The sequence below is a fragment of the Seohaeicola saemankumensis genome, assembly GCF_042678485.1.
Lineage (GTDB): Bacteria > Pseudomonadota > Alphaproteobacteria > Rhodobacterales > Rhodobacteraceae > Seohaeicola > Seohaeicola saemankumensis.
On the sequence record NZ_JBHTKR010000005.1, the window covers coordinates 43762 to 60042 of the forward strand.

Here is a 16281-nt window from a genome sequence, read left to right on the forward strand (position 1 = left end):
GCCTTTTCCGCAAGCGCGGCTTCATGAAATTTTGGTGACACTCCATGACGACAACACCGCTCTGGTCCTCGATCGCAGAAACGCTGCGCGCCGAAATTGCCGCCGGACAGTTCCGGCCCGGCGATCGCCTGCCGACCGAGGCCGCGCTTGCACGGCGCTTTGGCGTGAACCGCCATACGGTGCGTCATGCCCTGTCCGGTCTGGTCGAGGATGGCACCGTCACCACACGGCGCGGAGCCGGGGCCTTCGTGACGCGCCCGGCGACGGATTATCCCCTGGGCAAGCGGGTGCGCTTTCACCAGAACCTTGCAGCGGCGGGACGCCTGCCGGAAAAGGTCTTTCTGCATATCGACACCCGCCACGCCGACCCCGACGAGGCCGAGGCGCTGTCGCTCCCCCCAGGCGCAAGGGTTCACCGTGCCGAGGGGATCTCGCTGGCCGATGGCTTGCCCATCGCCCATTTCATCAGCACCTTTCCTGCGGACAGCCTGCCCGATCTGCCAGAGCATCTGCGCCGTACCGGATCTGTCACCCAGGCTCTGGCCGCCTGCGGGGTGCCCGATTACATCCGCGCGGTCACGCGGTTGTCGGCGCGCCGCGCCACCGCCATGCAGGCGCGTCACCTGATGCTGCGCGAGGGCGATCCGGTCCTGCAAAGCCTGGGCATCAACCATGGGCCAGACGGGCAGCCCGTCGAATTCGGCCGCACGGTCTTTGTCGGCGATCACGTCACGCTGATCATGTCGCAAGACGGCTGAAACCGTCACAGAACAGATACGATTGTCGGTTATCCACAGGCCCAGCCAATCAGGGAACCGATGATGTCAGTCCAATTTCACCCCCCCTTGCGCCTTGTCGGCGCCACCACGCTGCGCGACGGCAAGATGCAGAAACGCTCCGTCGCGATCGAAGGCGGCGTGATCTCCAAGGGGCCGCTGCCAGAGGTGGACCTGACCGGCTATCTTGTCCTGCCCGGCATCATCGACCTGCATGGCGATGCCTTCGAGCGGCACATCGCACCGCGCCCCTCTGCGCCGTTTCCGCTTGAAACCGGGCTGCATGCCACTGACCGCGACGCCGCCGCCAACGGTGTGACAACCGCCTGGCTGGCGCAAAGCTGGTCCTGGGAAGGCGGGCATCGCAGCCCCGAGGCGGCCGAAGACATGATGCAGGCGCTGTCGAGCCTGCGGGCGCATCTGATGACCGATCTGCGCCTGCAACTGCGGGTCGAGACGCATACCGTCGATACCGCCGACAGGCTGCTGGCCGCCGTGCGCCGCTTCGGGATCGACTATGTGGTGTTCAACAACCACCTGGACGAGGCGCTGACCCTGGCGCAGGCGCGGCCGGTTGAACTGGCGCTCTGGGCCGCGAAATCCGGCCGCACCCCCGAGGCGCAACTGGCCCTGGTCGAGACTGCGCGCAAGCAATCCCACCAGGTGCCGCGCTACCTGTGCCGCCTGGCCGAGGCTTTCGATACACTGGGCGTTCATTACGGCAGCCATGACGACCCGGATGGCGAAACGCGCGAACGGTTTTCGATGATCGGCGCGCGGATCTGCGAATTCCCCACCACGCGATCCGCCGCGGCCCTTGCCCGCGCCGTGAACGACCCGGTGCTGATGGGCGCGCCCAACGTGGTGCGCGGTGGCTCGCAATCCGGCAATATCGCGGCCGTCGATCTGATCCGGCGCGACCTCTGCGATGCCCTGGTCTCGGATTATTACTACCCTGCCCTTGCGCGCGCGGCCTTCCGGCTTGTCGATGACGGGGTGATGGATCTGCCCGCCGCCTGGGCCATGATCTCTGCCCGCCCGGCGCAGATCCTGCACCTTTCGGACAGGGGCATCATCGATCATGGCAAGCGCGCCGATCTTTGCGTGATCAACGCCACCACCCGGCAGGTCGAGGCGACGCTGGTCGCGGGCCGTCTGACCCATCTGACGGGCGAGGCGGCGCGCCGCTTCCTTGGCGGCCGGGCGGGATTGGCCCTCGCCGCTGAATGAATGGTCTCAGCCTTCGTATCTGTCCAGGAAATCGGCGACCGGCAGCTTGCGGAAATCGTCCAGTGCGGCACGCAGCAGCGCATGATCCCAGTCCCACCAGGCCAGCGCGATCATGCGGGCAGCCAGATCTTCGGGCAGGCGCATGCGGATCACCCGCGCCGGCACGCCCGCCACGATGGCATAGGCCGGCACATCGCGCGTGACCACCGCCCCCGATGCGACAACGGCGCCATGGCCCACGGTCACCTCGGGCTTGATCTGGGCGTTATGCCCGATCACTGTCCGCCGCGCGCGCCGCTTTTCGAACCAATCCGCATCATCCTGCGCATCAGGCCAGTAGGCGGCACTACGATACATGAAATGATGCAGCGAAGCGCGGTCCAACGGATGATCCGTGGCCCCGATCCGCACGAAGCTTGCGATATTGGCGAACATGCCGACCGTGGCATTGGCGATATCGCAATAACGATCGCAATAGCTGTAGTTACCGATCCGGGAATGCGTGATCCGCGATCCGCGCCCCACCTCGCACCAGCCGCCGAATGTGACATCCGTGATCTCGCAATCGGGATGCAACATGGGCGCATCGCCTTTCAGGTCCTTCACGACATCCCGCCTTTCATCGTTCTGCAAATACTCATTGACCCGCTCTCAATGCCCGCTGCCGTCGCCCTTGATCAGCCGCCGTCGCAACGCGCCCGACACCGTGTACATCACCATGACCATCAACACGATCAGCACGATGTAATAGCTCACCTCTTCCCAATCCTTCTGGGTGATGATCGCCTGCGTCAACAGCAGACCGATGCCGCCCCCGGTGATCGCGCCGATCACCGTCGCGCTGCGCGTGTTGCTTTCCAGATAATACAGCACCTGGCTGGCCAGGATCGGCATGATCTGGGGGATCACGCCAAAGCGGTATCGCTGCAGCGGCTTCGCGCCGGTGGAGTGCAGGCCCTCGATCTGCTTGTCATCGACATTTTCCAGCGCCTCGGAAAACATCTTGCCGAAGCCGCCGGTATCCGTGATCAGGATCGCCAGCGCCCCGGTCAGCGGGTCGGGCCCGAAGGCGCGGCTGAGGATGATCGTCCAGATCAGCCCATCCACACCCCGTACGAAATCGAACAGGCGGCGCAGGGCGAAACGCACCGTGCCCAGCGCCATGAAGTTGCGCGCCGCCATGAAGGCCAGCGGCAGCGCGACCAGCGCCGCCCCCATCGTGCCCAGAAACGCCATCAGGATCGTCTCGAAGATCGCCCAGACCACATCCTTGTGCCGCCACATCCGGTTGTTCCAGACATCATGCACCATCGCCGACAGGTTCGACCGGTCGGGAACCACCCGTTCCCCCGACAGGGCCAGAGCGGCCAGCTCACGCGGGGATTTTCCGTAAAACGGGCTGTCCAGCGTGAACCAGAACAGCTCCCACCCGAAGGAATAGCGGAACACTTCCGTCCGGGCGCGGGTCATGCTGATGCGGCCCGCATCGGTCGTGATCATCACCCGGTTGGCGGCGGCATTGATCCAGCCCGGCACCTCGGCCGTGGGCAGGTCCATATCCACTCCCCGCGCTGTCGCGGTCAGGGTGATCACACCGTAATCGGGTATCGTGACGCGGGTCACATCGCCTGCGATGTCAACGCCATGCGCGCCCGGCAAGGTGATGATCGCGCCATCATCGCCCGTCAGCCGCACCCAGTCCGGGGTCATGCCCTGCGGATAGGTGCCCTTGGTCTCGCCCTCGATCGCGATGCTGATGCCGCCATTGCGGTTGTCGCGCGTCACATGGGTCTTGTAGCTGTAGCTGTCGGCCACAAGGATCTTCGCATTGTCCATCCGGGCGCGGTCCGCAAGCCCCGCGATGTCGAAGGCAACAAGGACATAAACGAAATAGGCCAGGATCACGGCGGGAACCGCCAGCGCGAACAGGCGCTTGCGCCGGAACATCGCATGGGCCGCCGCCACGCGCGGCATCGTTGCATCAAGCATCGCCATGGTCAGACCCGCCCCACCAGTTTGTTGCGATAATGCCCGGACAGCTGATCGAAGAAGACGATCGTGCCGAACAGCAGCAGAAAGATCGCCGCCACCTCGTCATAGCGGCCCTGCCCCCAGCTGAAGGCGTTACGCAGGTCATAGCCGATCCCGCCGGCGCCGACGAAGCCCAGGATCGCAGAGGCGCGGATGTTGATCTCGAACCGCAGCAGCCCATAGCTGAGGTAATTCGGCGCAACCTGCGGGATCACGCCCAGCACCATGCGCTGCGACCAGCGCGCGCCCACCGATTGCAGCCCCTCCACCGGCTTGAGGCTGGCATTCTCGTTCACCTCGGAGAACAGCTTGCCCAGCGCACCCGCCGTATGGATCGCGATGGCGATCATCGCAGGCACCGGCCCTGCCCCCATGATGAAGATCAGCACCAGCGCGATCACGATCTCGGGGATGGCGCGCATCATGTCCATCAGGCGACGGAACAGCGGAATCAGCCCGGGCCAAAGCGCCAGCCCCCGGGTCGACAGCAACGACAGCACGATAGCCGCCAGCGCCCCCAGCAGGGTCGAGGCCGCAGCGATATTGATCGTCTCGACCAGAGAGGGCAGAAAGGCCAGCATCAGCCCCGGCAGCAGATCGATCTTTTCACCTGCTTCGGCCAGAACCTCTGACGGGAACTGGAAGATGTTGCCGATGCCGGACCAGAATCCGCCCGCGTTGCGACTGTCGGCCAGCATGAAACCGGATATCATCAGCGCCACGAACAGCGCCATCATGATACCGCCATACATCTGCTTGCGGCGCACCATCGCCATGTAGCTGTCCTGCACGCGCGTCAGGCTTGCCTGCGGCCCCGCCGTCGCACCAGTCATGATCTCTGCCATCACCCACCCCTTTTCCACAGGCAGAACCGGGCCCCGCATCAGGGCCCAGTCCGCACATGTCGCGCGATCACATCTTGGATTTGCGCGCCTCGATGATCGACAGATAGGCATCATGGTTGATCGGCATCAGGCCCATCGCCTCACCGGCCATGAAGTTATAGGCGCAGTCCTTGTCCATGGCCGGCATCGCGGCCAGCATGCCGATCACGTCCAGCTTCACACGCTCGGGAAGCGCGCGGCGCAGAACCACCGGACCTTCCGGGATCGGCCTGGATTTCCAGATCTGCACCAGGTCGTTCATGTCCACCAGACCCGCATCCGAGGCCTTGCGCAGCGCGCCCGAGTTATAGCCGTCTTCCCACGCGCCCAGACCATCGGCCCAGGTCACACCGCCGTCCACATCGCCATTGGCGACGGCGATGATGGTCTGCTCATGCCCACCGACGAACCGGACCTCGCCGAACTAATCGCCAGATTCCATGGTGGCGCCCGTCGCTTCGGGGATTTCGATGGACGGGATCAGATACCCGCTGGTCGAGTTCGGATCACCAAAGGCAAAGACCTTGCCCTTCATGTCCTCCAACGAGGTGATGCCGCTGTCGGCGCGGGCAAACCCGATCGAGTGATAGCCGTAAGAGCCGTCCACATTGACCTTGACCAGCACCGGCTCGACCGCGTCGGGATCGGTCAGATAGGTCTTGGCATAGGCCGATGCCCCCAGCCAGGCCAGGTCGATCGTGCCGCCCAGCAGCCCCTGGATCACACCGTCATAATCTGCGGGTGCGAACAGTTTCGTGGGCACGCCCAGCAATTCTTCCGCCTTCGCCCGGACGCATTCGTTCGAGGTCATGCGGTCCTGCGCGTTCTCGCCGCCCAGGATGCCGATGCGGAATTCGGTGATCTGGTCCTGTGCCATGGCAGGGCTGACAAGGGCGGTGGTGGCCACGATGGCTGCAATCATTTTCTTCATGGGTTTCTCCGGTTTGCAAAAACCCCCGCGCGATGGCGACGGGGGCGGTTTCAGGAGTCTCGTGTCAGACGGCGGCCTCGGCTTCGCGGATGGCGCGCGCGGCGGCCTCGCTGCGCTCCAGCGCCTCGAGGCTAGTGCTGGTGGCCTCTTCGCTGAAGCTGGCATCGGCCCCGTAGATGTCGCGGGCAACGCCCGTGGTCAGTTGCTCGGGCGTGCCGTCAAAGACGATCCGCCCGTCACGCATCCCGATGACCCGGTCGCAATAACGCCGGGCGGTATCCAGCGTGTGCAGGTTCGCGATGACCATGCGGCCGTCTTCCTCGTGGATGCGGCGCAGCGCCTCCATCACGACCTGGGCGTTCATCGGATCAAGGCTGGCGATGGGTTCATCGGCCAGGATGATCTGCGGGTCCTGCATCAGGGCGCGGGCGATCGCCACGCGCTGCTGCTGCCCGCCCGACAGCGCCTCGGCGCGTTTCGGCGCATGATCCGCGATACCCAGACGGTCAAGAATGGCAATCGCCTGTTCGATATCCGATGACGGGTAGAGGTTGAACAGGGTCGCCAGGGTCGACCGGCGGCTCAACGTGCCATGCAGCACATTGCTGACCACATCCATGCGGGGCACAAGATTGAACTGCTGGAAAATCATCGCGCAGGTCGATTGCCAGGCGCGCTTTTCCGCACCTTTGAGGGTCAGGATATCGCGCCCATCGTGCATGACCTCGCCCGATGTCGCATCGGTCAGCCGGTTCAGCATGCGCAGCAACGTCGATTTACCGGCACCCGAGCGGCCGATGATCCCGATCATCTTCGGCGCCGCGACCGAAAAGCTCACATGGTCGCAGGCGGTATTCGCGCCAAAGCGCTTGGTCAGCTTGTTCACGGCAAACATGGCGGTCCCTTCTGCGGTTCGGGACCCGGATACGCGGCCAGCGCAACCGATTTGTTGCGGTCGTGTGAATTTTTTGTAAAGGAAGGCGCGGCAGCGGCCCGCCCTGACCGCCCCTGGCAGAAAGGCCGTTTCATCATGCAGAGCAGCGATATCGCCATCATCGGCGCCGGACTGGCCGGGCTGACATGCGCCCGCTTGTTGCACGAACAGGGCGCAAACGTCACCCTGATCGAGGCCGCGGCGCAGATCGGCGGGCGCATCCAGGCCCTGCGTGATGAAACAGGCAAGCCGCTGGCCGATCTGGGCCCGACCTGGGTCTGGCCACCGCATCAACCCGTCGTGGCCAACTGGCTGGGCCGGCTGGCCCTTGCCACCTTCGTGCAGGCCAATGACGGCGACGCGGTGATCGAAGGCTACCACCCCGCCCCCATGCGCGCGCCTCTGCCGGGCCAGGACGGCATGCTGCGGATCGCGGGCGGCCCGGCGGCAATGGTGCAGGCCATGGGCGCGGGGTTGCCTGACGCGGTCGTGCAGCTGAACCGCCGCATCACCCGGATCGACGTCAGCGGCGACAGGCTGATCCTGACCGATCACGCGGGTCGCCAGACCGGCGCCAGTCACGTGGTGCTGGCGACACCCCTGCGTGTCGCGGCCACCACCATCACCATCCCGGATGCGCCCGCCGCCCTGATCACGGCGATGCGCGCGACACCCACATGGATGGCCGGACAGGCCAAGGCGGTGATGCTCTATGACCGCCCGTTCTGGCGCGAACAAGACCTGTCAGGCCGTATCGCCAGCCGCATCGGCCCGCTGGCCGAGGTGCATGACCACAGCAGCATCGACGGGCAAGCCGCGCTCTTCGGCTTTGTCGGCTGGCCGCCCGAGGCGCGCGACCCGGCCAGGCTTGAGGCGGCGATCCGCGCGCAGCTGATCCGCTGTCTTGGCCCGGACGCGGGCCACCCCCGCCGGATCATGATACAGGACTGGGCCCGCAACCCGCTGATCTGCACAGAGGCCGATCACGATGGGGCCCATCCTGGCCATCCCCCCGCCATCCTGCACCAGCCGCATCTGGACGGACGGCTGCATATCGCGGTGTCCGAGACCTCCAGCCTTAGCCCCGGGCTGATCGAAGGCGCGCTGGACGCCGGACAGAACGCGGCCCAGGCAATACTGACCCGGCACTGACCCCGCCGCTGAGGCTCCTGCGACGCCCTGGTTCTTCTTGCTTCAAATATCCATGCCGAACCGCTCAGCCCAGAGCATGGACGCGGACCGACGGACAGATGCTGCTTGCGATCTCGCACAGATGGCGGTGATGGGTCAGGTAGATGACCTGTCCGACCCCAGCCATATCGGCCAGCAAGGAAAACGTCTCGGCGGCGCGGTCATCGTCGAAGGTTTCCATGATGTCATCGGCGATGAAGGGCACCGTGGTTCTGGCGCCCGCGATCTCGTGATAGCCTGCCACCCGCAACGCAAGGTAAAGCTGGAACCGCGTGCCCTTGGACAGATCGCGCGCCAGTTTCGACCCGCCTTCCGCACTGATCGCAACCAGCACCTCGCGCTCGGCTTCGGATTGGGCGGCAAGACCGCTGTAGGCGCCCCGCGTGATCGTCCGGAACGCATCCGAGGCGCGCTGCATCATCGCGCTGCGGTGGGTGTCGCGATAGCCTTGCAAGGCGTGATCCACCGCCATCGCGCCCAGCCGCAGCCGCAGGAAACCGCGCGCCTCCTCGGCGATCTGCAGCAGCAGGGTCTGCCGGGCGGCTTGCAGCCGGGCCACGGCATCGTCGCCTCCGACCGCCTCGATCCGGGCCTGCGCCTGTGACAGGGTTGCGTAAAGCGCCTGCAGTTCCTGCGCCTGCTGTGCCTGTGTCGTGCTCAACCCGTCGCGTTCCGCCGCCAGCACCGGGCGCTCCAGCCCGTCCAGCGCTGTCATCGCCTGCGTCAGCTGATCCGTGCCCATCGTCTCGCAGATGTCGCGGGCCAGCTGTTCGCGCTGCGCCAGCAGATCGTCACGGCGCTGCGCCTGCGCGACGCAGCGATGCAGATCCTCGGGGCTGGCACACACGAAATGCGCGCACATCTCGTCAAGCCGCGCGGCCTGCCTGGCCTGTGTCTGCCGCAACTCATCCGCAAGGCGCGCGGCCTCCTGCAGCCTCTGGCGCAACTTCCCCGCCTGGGCCTGGCCATCCCGGGCCCGTTGCAGCCTGTCGCGCAACGCGGGCCAAAGCGCGCCTGCGTCATCACCGGACAGATCGAGGGCCTGCGCCAGATCGGCCATCGCGCCATCGAAACCCGCGCAATTGGCCTGCATCTTGGCGATGCGGTCCTTCAACTGACGCAAAGCGGTCCAATGGCGGTCAAGCTGCTGCAGCAGGTCCAGCGCCTCGCCCATCGCCGCGACCGTTTGACCCGCGTCCCCAAGCCCGGTGCGCGCGCAGGCCGCGTGCCAGTCCGCCTGCCAGGTCTGCATCGCGGCGGTGGCTCGCGCCTCGGTCGCCTGTCGCTGCGCCAGATCGGCGGCAGCCGCGGCCCTTGCCGCGCCCTGCGCGGCCAGCTGGCGGCCCCGATCAAGCATCAGCCGCGCCTGGACGATCAGCACCTCCAGCGGCGCGTCGGATGCCACAGCGTGACCGCAGGCGGACATCGCCGCGACCAGCGCAGATTGCGCGGCGCGCAGCCTGTCGAGGGCCGCGCTTTCCTCGCGCTCTGCGGCCTGCACGGCCTCATATGCCTCAAGCGTCCCCTCGCGGCGACGCATCCAGTCCTCAAGCGCGTCCAGCGTCGTCTGGGGATCCAGCCCCTGCGGCACGGCGGCGGACAGGGCCGCCCGCCACGCCTTGTCGGTCTGCACGGCCTCGTCATGCTGGGCTTGGTGGCGCGCCAGCGCTGCCGCAAGGGCGGAAAGACGGGTCTGCGCCTCGGCCCGCCGATGCGCGTCGGCGGCGGCGCGGGCCTGGGTGGCGGCAAGCTGGTCATCCTGCCGCAACGCAGCCTCGAACCGGTCGGCACTGTCCCCCGTCAAGGCGGCACGATGCTCCGACCAGAGCTTTTCGCGCCGGGCCCGGACCTCGGCCGCCTGGTCGATCGTCACCGGCGCGACAGCCCCCGCGGCCTCCAGGTCAGCCTGAAGCAGGGTGATCTCCTCGGCGGTCTGCGCGATCGCGGCGCGGCTGCGTTCCATGGCATGGCGCGCCTCGGACAGACCCTGACGCCAGGTCTGCATCTGGCCGGATGTCGGCAGGGCCACGGCGGCAAGCTTGGCCCCGTCGCCGCGCCAGGGCGACAGCCGTGCCAGGGCGCCCTCGCACTTGTCGCGGGCGGCGCGATGCGCGGCGGTGGCCCTTTCCAAAGCGGCCGCCGGATCGCTGCGCGCAACCCCTTGCATCACCTGTTCCAGCATGTCCAGATCGGGCGGGGTCACATCATCGCCGCCGGTTTGCGCCGCCAGCCCGGCCTGGCGCGCCAGCGCGGCGCGTGTTTCGTCCCGTGCCGCATCCAGGGCCGCGACCACGCCCGAATGACGTTCCATCAGGGCACGCAGATCTGCGATCACGGGGGCAGGCAGCACCAAGGCGGCGGCATCGCCATCCGCGCGTCCCAGTTGGCGCAACAGATCGTCGATCTGCCCTTGCAGGCTGGCGGCTTCGGCCAGGCGGTTGGGCAGATCGCGCACCGCGCCGTCACGGTCTGCCTTCAGCATCTCGACGGCTGCCATCGCATCGGCTTGCGCCAGCATCGCAGGGTCATCGACCGTCGCCGCCAGCTCATCGCGCATGGCGGTGATCTGCCTCTCCTGCTCCTCGATCCTGACGGCAATCTGTCCATGCGCGCGCCACAGACCTGCCAGTTCGTCCGCCCACCCCGCCGGTAGCGGGGCGGCCACGGGCAACGCGGCCAGTTCGGTTTCAAGCAGCTTCAGCCGCGTTGCCAGCGGCAAGGCGGCCAGCAGGCGCTCGACCTCGTGCAGCCGCCGCACGGTCAGCCTTTGCGCCGCATCGACATTGGCCCAGGCGTCCTGCGCCTTGTCCCGGTCCTGGGCCAGTATCGCGAAATCGCGGGCGCCGACATCCTGGTCCTGGATCGATTGATCCAGCGTGGCCAGTTCCTTTTTCAGATCGGCCAACAGGCCGCTGCGGCCGCCCGGACGATAAAAGCCCTGCGCGCGGGCGCGCAATATGTCCAGCGCCTGCCCCATCTCGGCCAGCCCGCTTGATGCGGTGAACAGCATCTGCCCCAGATCGCCCTGGCTGGACAGGATGCTTTCACCGCCCTTTTCCAGAGAATCGTCATCCAAGCTGAACATCGCCTCGTAACCCGCGCGGTCGATTCCGCCCAGAAGGCCCTGAAGCATCGCCTCGGGCAGTGCATTGCCGGCAGGGTCGGTCAACGTGCCGGTCCGCCCCTTGGTGCGGATCACCTCGTGCTGGTCACCGCCCGCATCCATGCAGGCCCCCAGCCGCATCGCGCCATAAGGATGCAGGAAATCCATCCGGCTTTGTGCGGGGATACCATAAAGCAGGTCCAGCCAGCCCTGCATCGTCGTCGATTTTCCGGCCTCGTTCGGCCCGTAGATGATGTGGAAATCCGGCCCCTTCGCCGGTGGCGTGCCGAAATCCAGGCTGCGGTCGGTGAACTTGCCGTAGCGGATCAGATCAAGGCGGCGCAGGCGCATCAGGCCCCGTCCTCCAACCCGTGCAGATGGGCCAGAACCTCGGCCGCGCCATCGCGCAGCAGCGCGTCGCGCGCCGCGGCCTGCGCCTCGGGATCGTCACCGACGATACCGCGCAACTCGCGCGGCAGCACCTTCACCAATGCGTCGATCAGCGCGTCAGCTTCTGTCAGGACATGCGCGGGCAGCGTGGCGGGCGGTGTCGTCATCGCCGCGACAGCACGCGCCAGTTCCGCCAGCGGACCGGCCGTATCGGCGCGGGGCATGTCGCTGCACTCCACCGAGATCCCGTCGATCCACAGCGTGCCGATCGACTCGGCGGTCAGGCGCGCCTCTTCCAGCAGCAGCCCCATGTCGCGCCTGAGCCGCCACAGCAGCGGGGTCCGCCCCGTCAGCACCGGGCGCAGGACCAGGTGATCCTCGGCATGGGCGCGGCGCGCGGCGCGCAGGGCGGCACCCAGCGCCAACACGATCCCCGGCCAGTCCATGTCGTCATCCAGCACCACGTCAAGCCGCGCGAACCGGGCCAGCGCGGTGCTGCGCTCCTCGACCGTCAGGGTGCCATCATCGGCCACGGTGACCAGGGTCACCGACTTTCCCCCGGCCTCGCCGATGTCGCGGCCCTGCGGGATGCCCGGCATGACGACATGCACCGCGCCGGGGTGATGGGCGCGCGCATGAATATGCCCCAGCGCCCAGTAGTCGAACCCGCTGGCCTGAAGATCGCCAAGACGGCAGGGTGCATAGGGATCATGGCCTGGCGATCCATCAAGGCTTGTATGCATCATCCCGATATTGACCGCCCCCGGCACCGGCGCCTTGAATCGGTCCAGCAGGCTGTCCGGCGCATGGGGCCGGGCAAAGCTGATGCCGTGGATAGCGATATGCAGATCGCCCTTGTCGCGCCGCGCAAGCCCCGCCTTGGCCCCGAACACGGTGACGGATGGCGGCAGGATCAGCTGCCCTGTGATGCGCGCCTCCGCGTCATGATTGCCCTTGATGATGAAAGTCTCGATCCCGGCCTCATCCAGCCGCCTGAGCTGCTGCGCCAGAAAGCGGGCGGTCTTCATCGAGGTTTGCGCCCCATCATAAAGATCGCCCGCGATCAGTAGCGCGTCGACCTGCTCTTCAAGGCACAGCGCGATGATCCGCTCGAACACGGCGCGGCTGGCCTGGCCGATCACCTCGGCCAGCGCGGGATCGCGCAGCGCCAGCGATCTGAGCGGCGAATCAAGATGGAGATCGGCCGTGTGAACGAAACGGTAGGGCACGCATTTGTCCATCTGGAGAAGGGAAACAACGGGACCGCCAGCCTGTCGCCATGACCCAGGGTTGTCAAATCCAAAGCAGAGCATCCCGCATTGACGTGGCCCGTCCATGCATAGTTGCGGTGCAGCCAGGCAGGATCCAAGGCCGCCCATTTTGTATTCTTTACAGTGATATACAGCATAAATTGTATACAATGTTGATGATAAAGGCCTGCGCGATCTTGCGGATCTCGTCGATGGTGTTCCTTGTTTTTCCTGACCCCGCCCTGAGGCGGATCGGTGGTCTGCCTCAGGCGCGCGACCCCGCCCGAGGCAAGCACTCTGGACATTGGCAAGGGAGCAATGCCATTCATCGGGCTGAAGGCGCTTGCCTTGGCACTCGTCTTTTTCTTCCCCGGGCTTGCCCTTTGGCTGCCCCAGGCAATCGGATGGTGACATGCTGACTTCTTCCATGGGCTATAATGGCGCGATGAGCGCGCCGCATCGCGCGGCTGCACTGGCCGGACGCGACATCCTGAACGCAGGCGGCACCGCGATCGAGGCGATGGTCGCCGCAGCCGCAGCCATTGCGGTGGCCTATCCGCATATGAACGGCATCGGCGGCGATGGCTTCTGGGTGATCCACCGCCCCGGTCAGGCCCCCGTCGGCATCTCGGGCTGCGGGCGCGCGGCCGGCCTTGCGACACCGGAATGGTATGCCGAACGCGGCGTGACAGGCAGCCTGCCCGCGCGCGGGCCGCTGGCGGCGCTGACCGTGCCCGGCACGATCGACGGCTGGGCCAAGGCCCTTGCGCTGGTGCCCGAAGACCGCCGCCTGCCAATGTCGGACCTGCTGGCGCCCGCCATCGCCCTGGCGAAGGACGGCATCGCCGTCACCGGCAACCAGTCCATGACAACGGCCGCCAAGCTGGACACGCTGAAAGGCGTTCAGGGTTTTGACGAGACATTCCTGGTCAACGGGCAACCCCCCGCCCCCGGCCACCTGCTGCGCCAGACAGCACTTGGCAACACGCTGGCGCGGCTGGCCGAGGTGGGGCTGGACGACTATTACCGCGGCGAGATTGCCGCCACCCATGCGCAGTTTCTGGCCGATGCGGGAAGCCCGCTGCGTCTGGCAGATTTCCACCTGTTCACCGCCGATCAGGTGACGCCATTGACCGTGACGACCGGCGCAGGCCAGCTTTACAACATGATCGCGCCCACGCAGGGCGTGTCATCGCTGATGATCCTTGCGCTGTTCGACCGGCTGGGCGTGCGCCAAGGCGAGGGTTTTGACCATCTGCACGGCCTGATCGAGGCGACCAAGCAAGCCTTCATCCAGCGCAATGCCGAACTGGGCGATCCCGACCAGATGGCCACACCCGCGCAGGACTGGCTCAAGGCGGATCATCTCGACACGCTGGCGGCGAAAATCGACATGGACCGCGCCCTGCCCTGGCCGCATGAGGCGAAACCCGGCGACACGATCTGGATGGGCGCCGCGGACCGCGACGGCATGGTTGTCAGCTTCATCCAGTCGGTGTTCTGGGAATTCGGATCGGGCCTGACCTGCACCGATACGGGCGTCTTCTTCCAGAACCGCGGCGCGGGCTTCTCGCTGGCCGAGGGACCAAACCAGCTGGGTCCGTTCCGTCGCCCCTTCCACACGCTGAACCCGGCGCTGGCGCAGCTGAACGACGGGCGCGTGATGGCCTATGGCACCATGGGCGGCGAAGGCCAGCCCCAGACGCAGGCCGCGGTTTTCACCCGCCACGTGCTGTTCGGGCAGGACCTTCAGGCGGCCGTCACCGCGCCCCGCTGGCTGCTGGGCAAGACCTGGGGCGAGACGACCACGACCCTGAAACTGGAAGACCGGTTCGATCCGGCCCTTGTATCCGCGCTGAAAGATGCCGGCCACGAGGTCGAGATGATCGCCCCCTATTCCGATACCGCAGGCCATGCGGGTGCTGTCGTGCTGCACCCCGAAGGCCTGATCGAGGCAGCATCAGACCCCCGCGCCGATGGCGCGGCGCTTGCCTTCTGACCAAGGAAAAGAACGGATAAAACTTTGGAACTACTGACGAATACGCAGATCACCCTGTTGATCATCGGGGTGATCCTCGCTGCTGGTTTGGGTGGAATTCTCGCTGGCCTCCTGGGTGTGGGTGGCGGCATCGTGATCGTGCCGGTACTTTTTTGGGTGTTCACCTTCCTGGACTTCGACCCGATGCTTGCCATGCCCGTGGCAGTCGCCACATCGCTGGCCACGATCATCGCGACGGCCTTTTCATCGGCCCGCGCGCATCACAAGCGCGGCGCGGTGGACATGGCGCTGGTCAAGCGCTGGGGCCCATGGATGGCGGCGGGCGCGCTTCTGGGCGGGGCCGTCGCGGGACTGGTCGATGCCGGCGCGCTGATGCTGGTCTTTGGTCTTGTCGGGCTGGCCGTGTCGGTCAACCTGGCGCGCACCAATACGCTGGTGCTGGCGCCGGAATTGCCCAAGGGCAAAGCCGGGCAGCCCGCACTGGCCGGCGCGATCGGGACGGTATCGGCAATGATGGGTATCGGCGGTGGCACCTTGGGCGTGCCGATCCTGACCGCCTTTTCGGTACCTGTTCATCGCGCGGTCGGCACGGCATCGGCCTTCGGCCTGATTATCGGGATCCCTGCGGTGATCTCTTTGATCGTGGCGGGTTTGCGCGTCGAGGGATTGCCACCCCTGTCGCTGGGCTATGTCAACCTTGTGGCTGCTGCGATCATCGTGCCGATCTCGACCTTCATGGCGCCGCGCGGTGCGAAACTGGCCCATGCGCTGGATCCAAAATGGGTCAAACGCGCCTTCGCCGTCTTCCTCACGATCACCTCGCTCAGGATGCTCTGGACTGCGCTGACATAGCACCCGCGCGGTTACGTTCCCATTTCTCAAGCATGGCTTGCGCCGCACTCAGCAGATGGCGGCGCAGCGCCTTTTCGGCCAATTGGCCGTCCCGCTCGACGATCGCCTCGACGATCAGGTCATGTTCCGCATTGGATCGCGCCATCCGTTCGGCATCGGCCAGCTGGGACCGGCGAAACGGTGACAGTTTCATCCGCATCGCCTCGGCCATCTCGGCGAAATCCTCGTTATGGCTTCCGGCATAGATCATCTGGTGAAACCGGGTGTTGGCCGCGTCATAGGCTTCGGGATCGCCCGCAGCCGCCATCCGCGCCATCGCCTCATGCTGGTTGAGAAGGGCTGAACGCTCTTCCATCGTCATGCGTTGCGCGGCGAAACGGCCGCAAAGCGCCTCGATCTCGCTCATCGCTTCGAACAGCTGGTCGATCCGCTCATGTGAGATGTCACTGACGACAACACCCTTGTAAGGTTGCCGCATCGCCAGGGACCGGGCGACCACGATCTGCAGGGCCTCGCGCACAGGGGTGCGCGACACGCCAAAGCGTCGGGCCAGCGCGACCTCGTCCAACCGCATGCCGGCCGCGACCTGGCCCAGCAGGATCTCGGCCTCCAGGGTGGCGGCGATCGACTGGCTCAGCACCTGTTTCGGAGTAGCGGACTGGTCGGACATGGTCTTGCCTTTCTTCTTGTGCACAAATTATCCCGGAGCA

12 protein-coding genes and 1 pseudogene are annotated in these 16281 nt (G+C 66.1%); 5 read left to right on the forward strand and 8 right to left on the reverse strand.

Features of this window, described 5'->3' with window-relative positions; translation table 11 throughout:
• The first annotated feature begins 44 nt into the window (after positions 1–44).
• Positions 45–758 (forward strand): phosphonate metabolism transcriptional regulator PhnF, encoded by a 714-nt coding sequence (gene phnF, locus ACFQ3C_RS12475; RefSeq protein ID WP_380792247.1) that lies wholly within the window; start codon positions 45–47, stop codon positions 756–758.
• Between the two features lie 63 nt (positions 759–821).
• Entirely contained in the window at positions 822–2006 is a 1185-nt protein-coding gene (locus ACFQ3C_RS12480; RefSeq protein WP_380792249.1) for an alpha-D-ribose 1-methylphosphonate 5-triphosphate diphosphatase, read from the forward strand.
• A 6-nt stretch (positions 2007–2012) separates the two neighbouring features.
• On the opposite strand, the gene ACFQ3C_RS12485 is transcribed toward ACFQ3C_RS12480, so the two are convergent.
• From ACFQ3C_RS12485 to phnC, 5 genes and pseudogenes are all read right to left on the reverse strand, one after another.
• Entirely contained in the window at positions 2013–2612 is a 600-nt protein-coding gene (locus ACFQ3C_RS12485; RefSeq protein WP_380792251.1) for a chloramphenicol acetyltransferase, read from the reverse strand.
• 45 nt (positions 2613–2657) lie between these two features.
• Positions 2658–4001, reverse strand: a complete 1344-nt coding sequence (gene phnE / locus ACFQ3C_RS12490) for a phosphonate ABC transporter, permease protein PhnE (protein WP_380792253.1) — start codon at positions 3999–4001, stop codon at positions 2658–2660.
• 2 nt (positions 4002–4003) lie between these two features.
• Positions 4004–4870, reverse strand: a complete 867-nt coding sequence (gene phnE / locus ACFQ3C_RS12495; RefSeq protein ID WP_380793317.1) for a phosphonate ABC transporter, permease protein PhnE — start codon at positions 4868–4870, stop codon at positions 4004–4006.
• Between the two features lie 79 nt (positions 4871–4949).
• Positions 4950–5852 (reverse strand): annotated as a pseudogene (gene phnD / locus ACFQ3C_RS12500) (phosphonate ABC transporter substrate-binding protein).
• A 64-nt stretch (positions 5853–5916) separates the two neighbouring features.
• Entirely contained in the window at positions 5917–6747 is an 831-nt protein-coding gene (gene phnC / locus ACFQ3C_RS12505; protein ID WP_380792256.1) for a phosphonate ABC transporter ATP-binding protein, read from the reverse strand.
• Positions 6748–6882: 135 nt separating this feature from the next.
• Between phnC and ACFQ3C_RS12510 the strand changes: the two genes are divergently transcribed.
• Entirely contained in the window at positions 6883–7938 is a 1056-nt protein-coding gene (locus tag ACFQ3C_RS12510) for a flavin monoamine oxidase family protein (protein ID WP_380792258.1), read from the forward strand.
• A gap of 64 nt (positions 7939–8002) precedes the next feature.
• On the opposite strand, the gene ACFQ3C_RS12515 is transcribed toward ACFQ3C_RS12510, so the two are convergent.
• Complete coding sequence (locus ACFQ3C_RS12515; protein ID WP_380792261.1) at positions 8003–11431, reverse strand: AAA family ATPase; 3429 nt, start codon at positions 11429–11431, stop codon at positions 8003–8005.
• Positions 11431–12699 carry a metallophosphoesterase family protein gene (locus tag ACFQ3C_RS12520; protein WP_380792263.1) on the reverse strand — a complete coding sequence of 423 codons (1269 nt, stop codon included), beginning with the start codon at positions 12697–12699 and terminating at the stop codon, positions 11431–11433. Before ACFQ3C_RS12520 ends, ACFQ3C_RS12515 begins: the two co-directional genes overlap by 1 nt.
• A 433-nt stretch (positions 12700–13132) precedes the next feature.
• Between ACFQ3C_RS12520 and ACFQ3C_RS12525 the strand changes: the two genes are divergently transcribed.
• Both ACFQ3C_RS12525 and ACFQ3C_RS12530 read left to right on the forward strand, forming a co-directional pair.
• Entirely contained in the window at positions 13133–14719 is a 1587-nt protein-coding gene (locus ACFQ3C_RS12525; RefSeq protein ID WP_380792266.1) for a gamma-glutamyltransferase family protein, read from the forward strand.
• 24 nt (positions 14720–14743) lie between these two features.
• Complete coding sequence (locus ACFQ3C_RS12530) at positions 14744–15571, forward strand: sulfite exporter TauE/SafE family protein (RefSeq protein ID WP_380792268.1); 828 nt, start codon at positions 14744–14746, stop codon at positions 15569–15571.
• On the opposite strand, the gene ACFQ3C_RS12535 is transcribed toward ACFQ3C_RS12530, so the two are convergent.
• Positions 15543–16241: a GntR family transcriptional regulator gene (locus ACFQ3C_RS12535; protein WP_380792271.1), complete on the reverse strand. Its 699-nt coding sequence runs from the start codon at positions 16239–16241 to the stop codon at positions 15543–15545. The genes ACFQ3C_RS12530 and ACFQ3C_RS12535 overlap by 29 nt on opposite strands.
• Positions 16242–16281: the final 40 nt, after the last annotated feature.

Bases quoted from the DNA above. Each gene is read 5' to 3' on its own strand.
- ACFQ3C_RS12525 (WP_380792266.1), top strand. From the start codon at position 13,133: ATGCTGACTTCTTCCATGGGCTATAATGGCGCGATGAGCGCGCCGCAT.
- ACFQ3C_RS12480 (WP_380792249.1), top strand. From the start codon at position 822: ATGTCAGTCCAATTTCACCCCCCCTTGCGCCTTGTCGGCGCCACCACG.
- ACFQ3C_RS12535 (WP_380792271.1), bottom strand. From the start codon at position 16,241: ATGTCCGACCAGTCCGCTACTCCGAAACAGGTGCTGAGCCAGTCGATC.
- phnE (WP_380792253.1), bottom strand. From the start codon at position 4,001: ATGGCGATGCTTGATGCAACGATGCCGCGCGTGGCGGCGGCCCATGCG.
- phnE (WP_380793317.1), bottom strand. From the start codon at position 4,870: ATGACTGGTGCGACGGCGGGGCCGCAGGCAAGCCTGACGCGCGTGCAG.
- ACFQ3C_RS12510 (WP_380792258.1), top strand. From the start codon at position 6,883: ATGCAGAGCAGCGATATCGCCATCATCGGCGCCGGACTGGCCGGGCTG.
- ACFQ3C_RS12515 (WP_380792261.1), bottom strand. From the start codon at position 11,431: ATGCGCCTGCGCCGCCTTGATCTGATCCGCTACGGCAAGTTCACCGAC.
- phnC (WP_380792256.1), bottom strand. From the start codon at position 6,747: ATGTTTGCCGTGAACAAGCTGACCAAGCGCTTTGGCGCGAATACCGCC.
- phnF (WP_380792247.1), top strand. From the start codon at position 45: ATGACGACAACACCGCTCTGGTCCTCGATCGCAGAAACGCTGCGCGCC.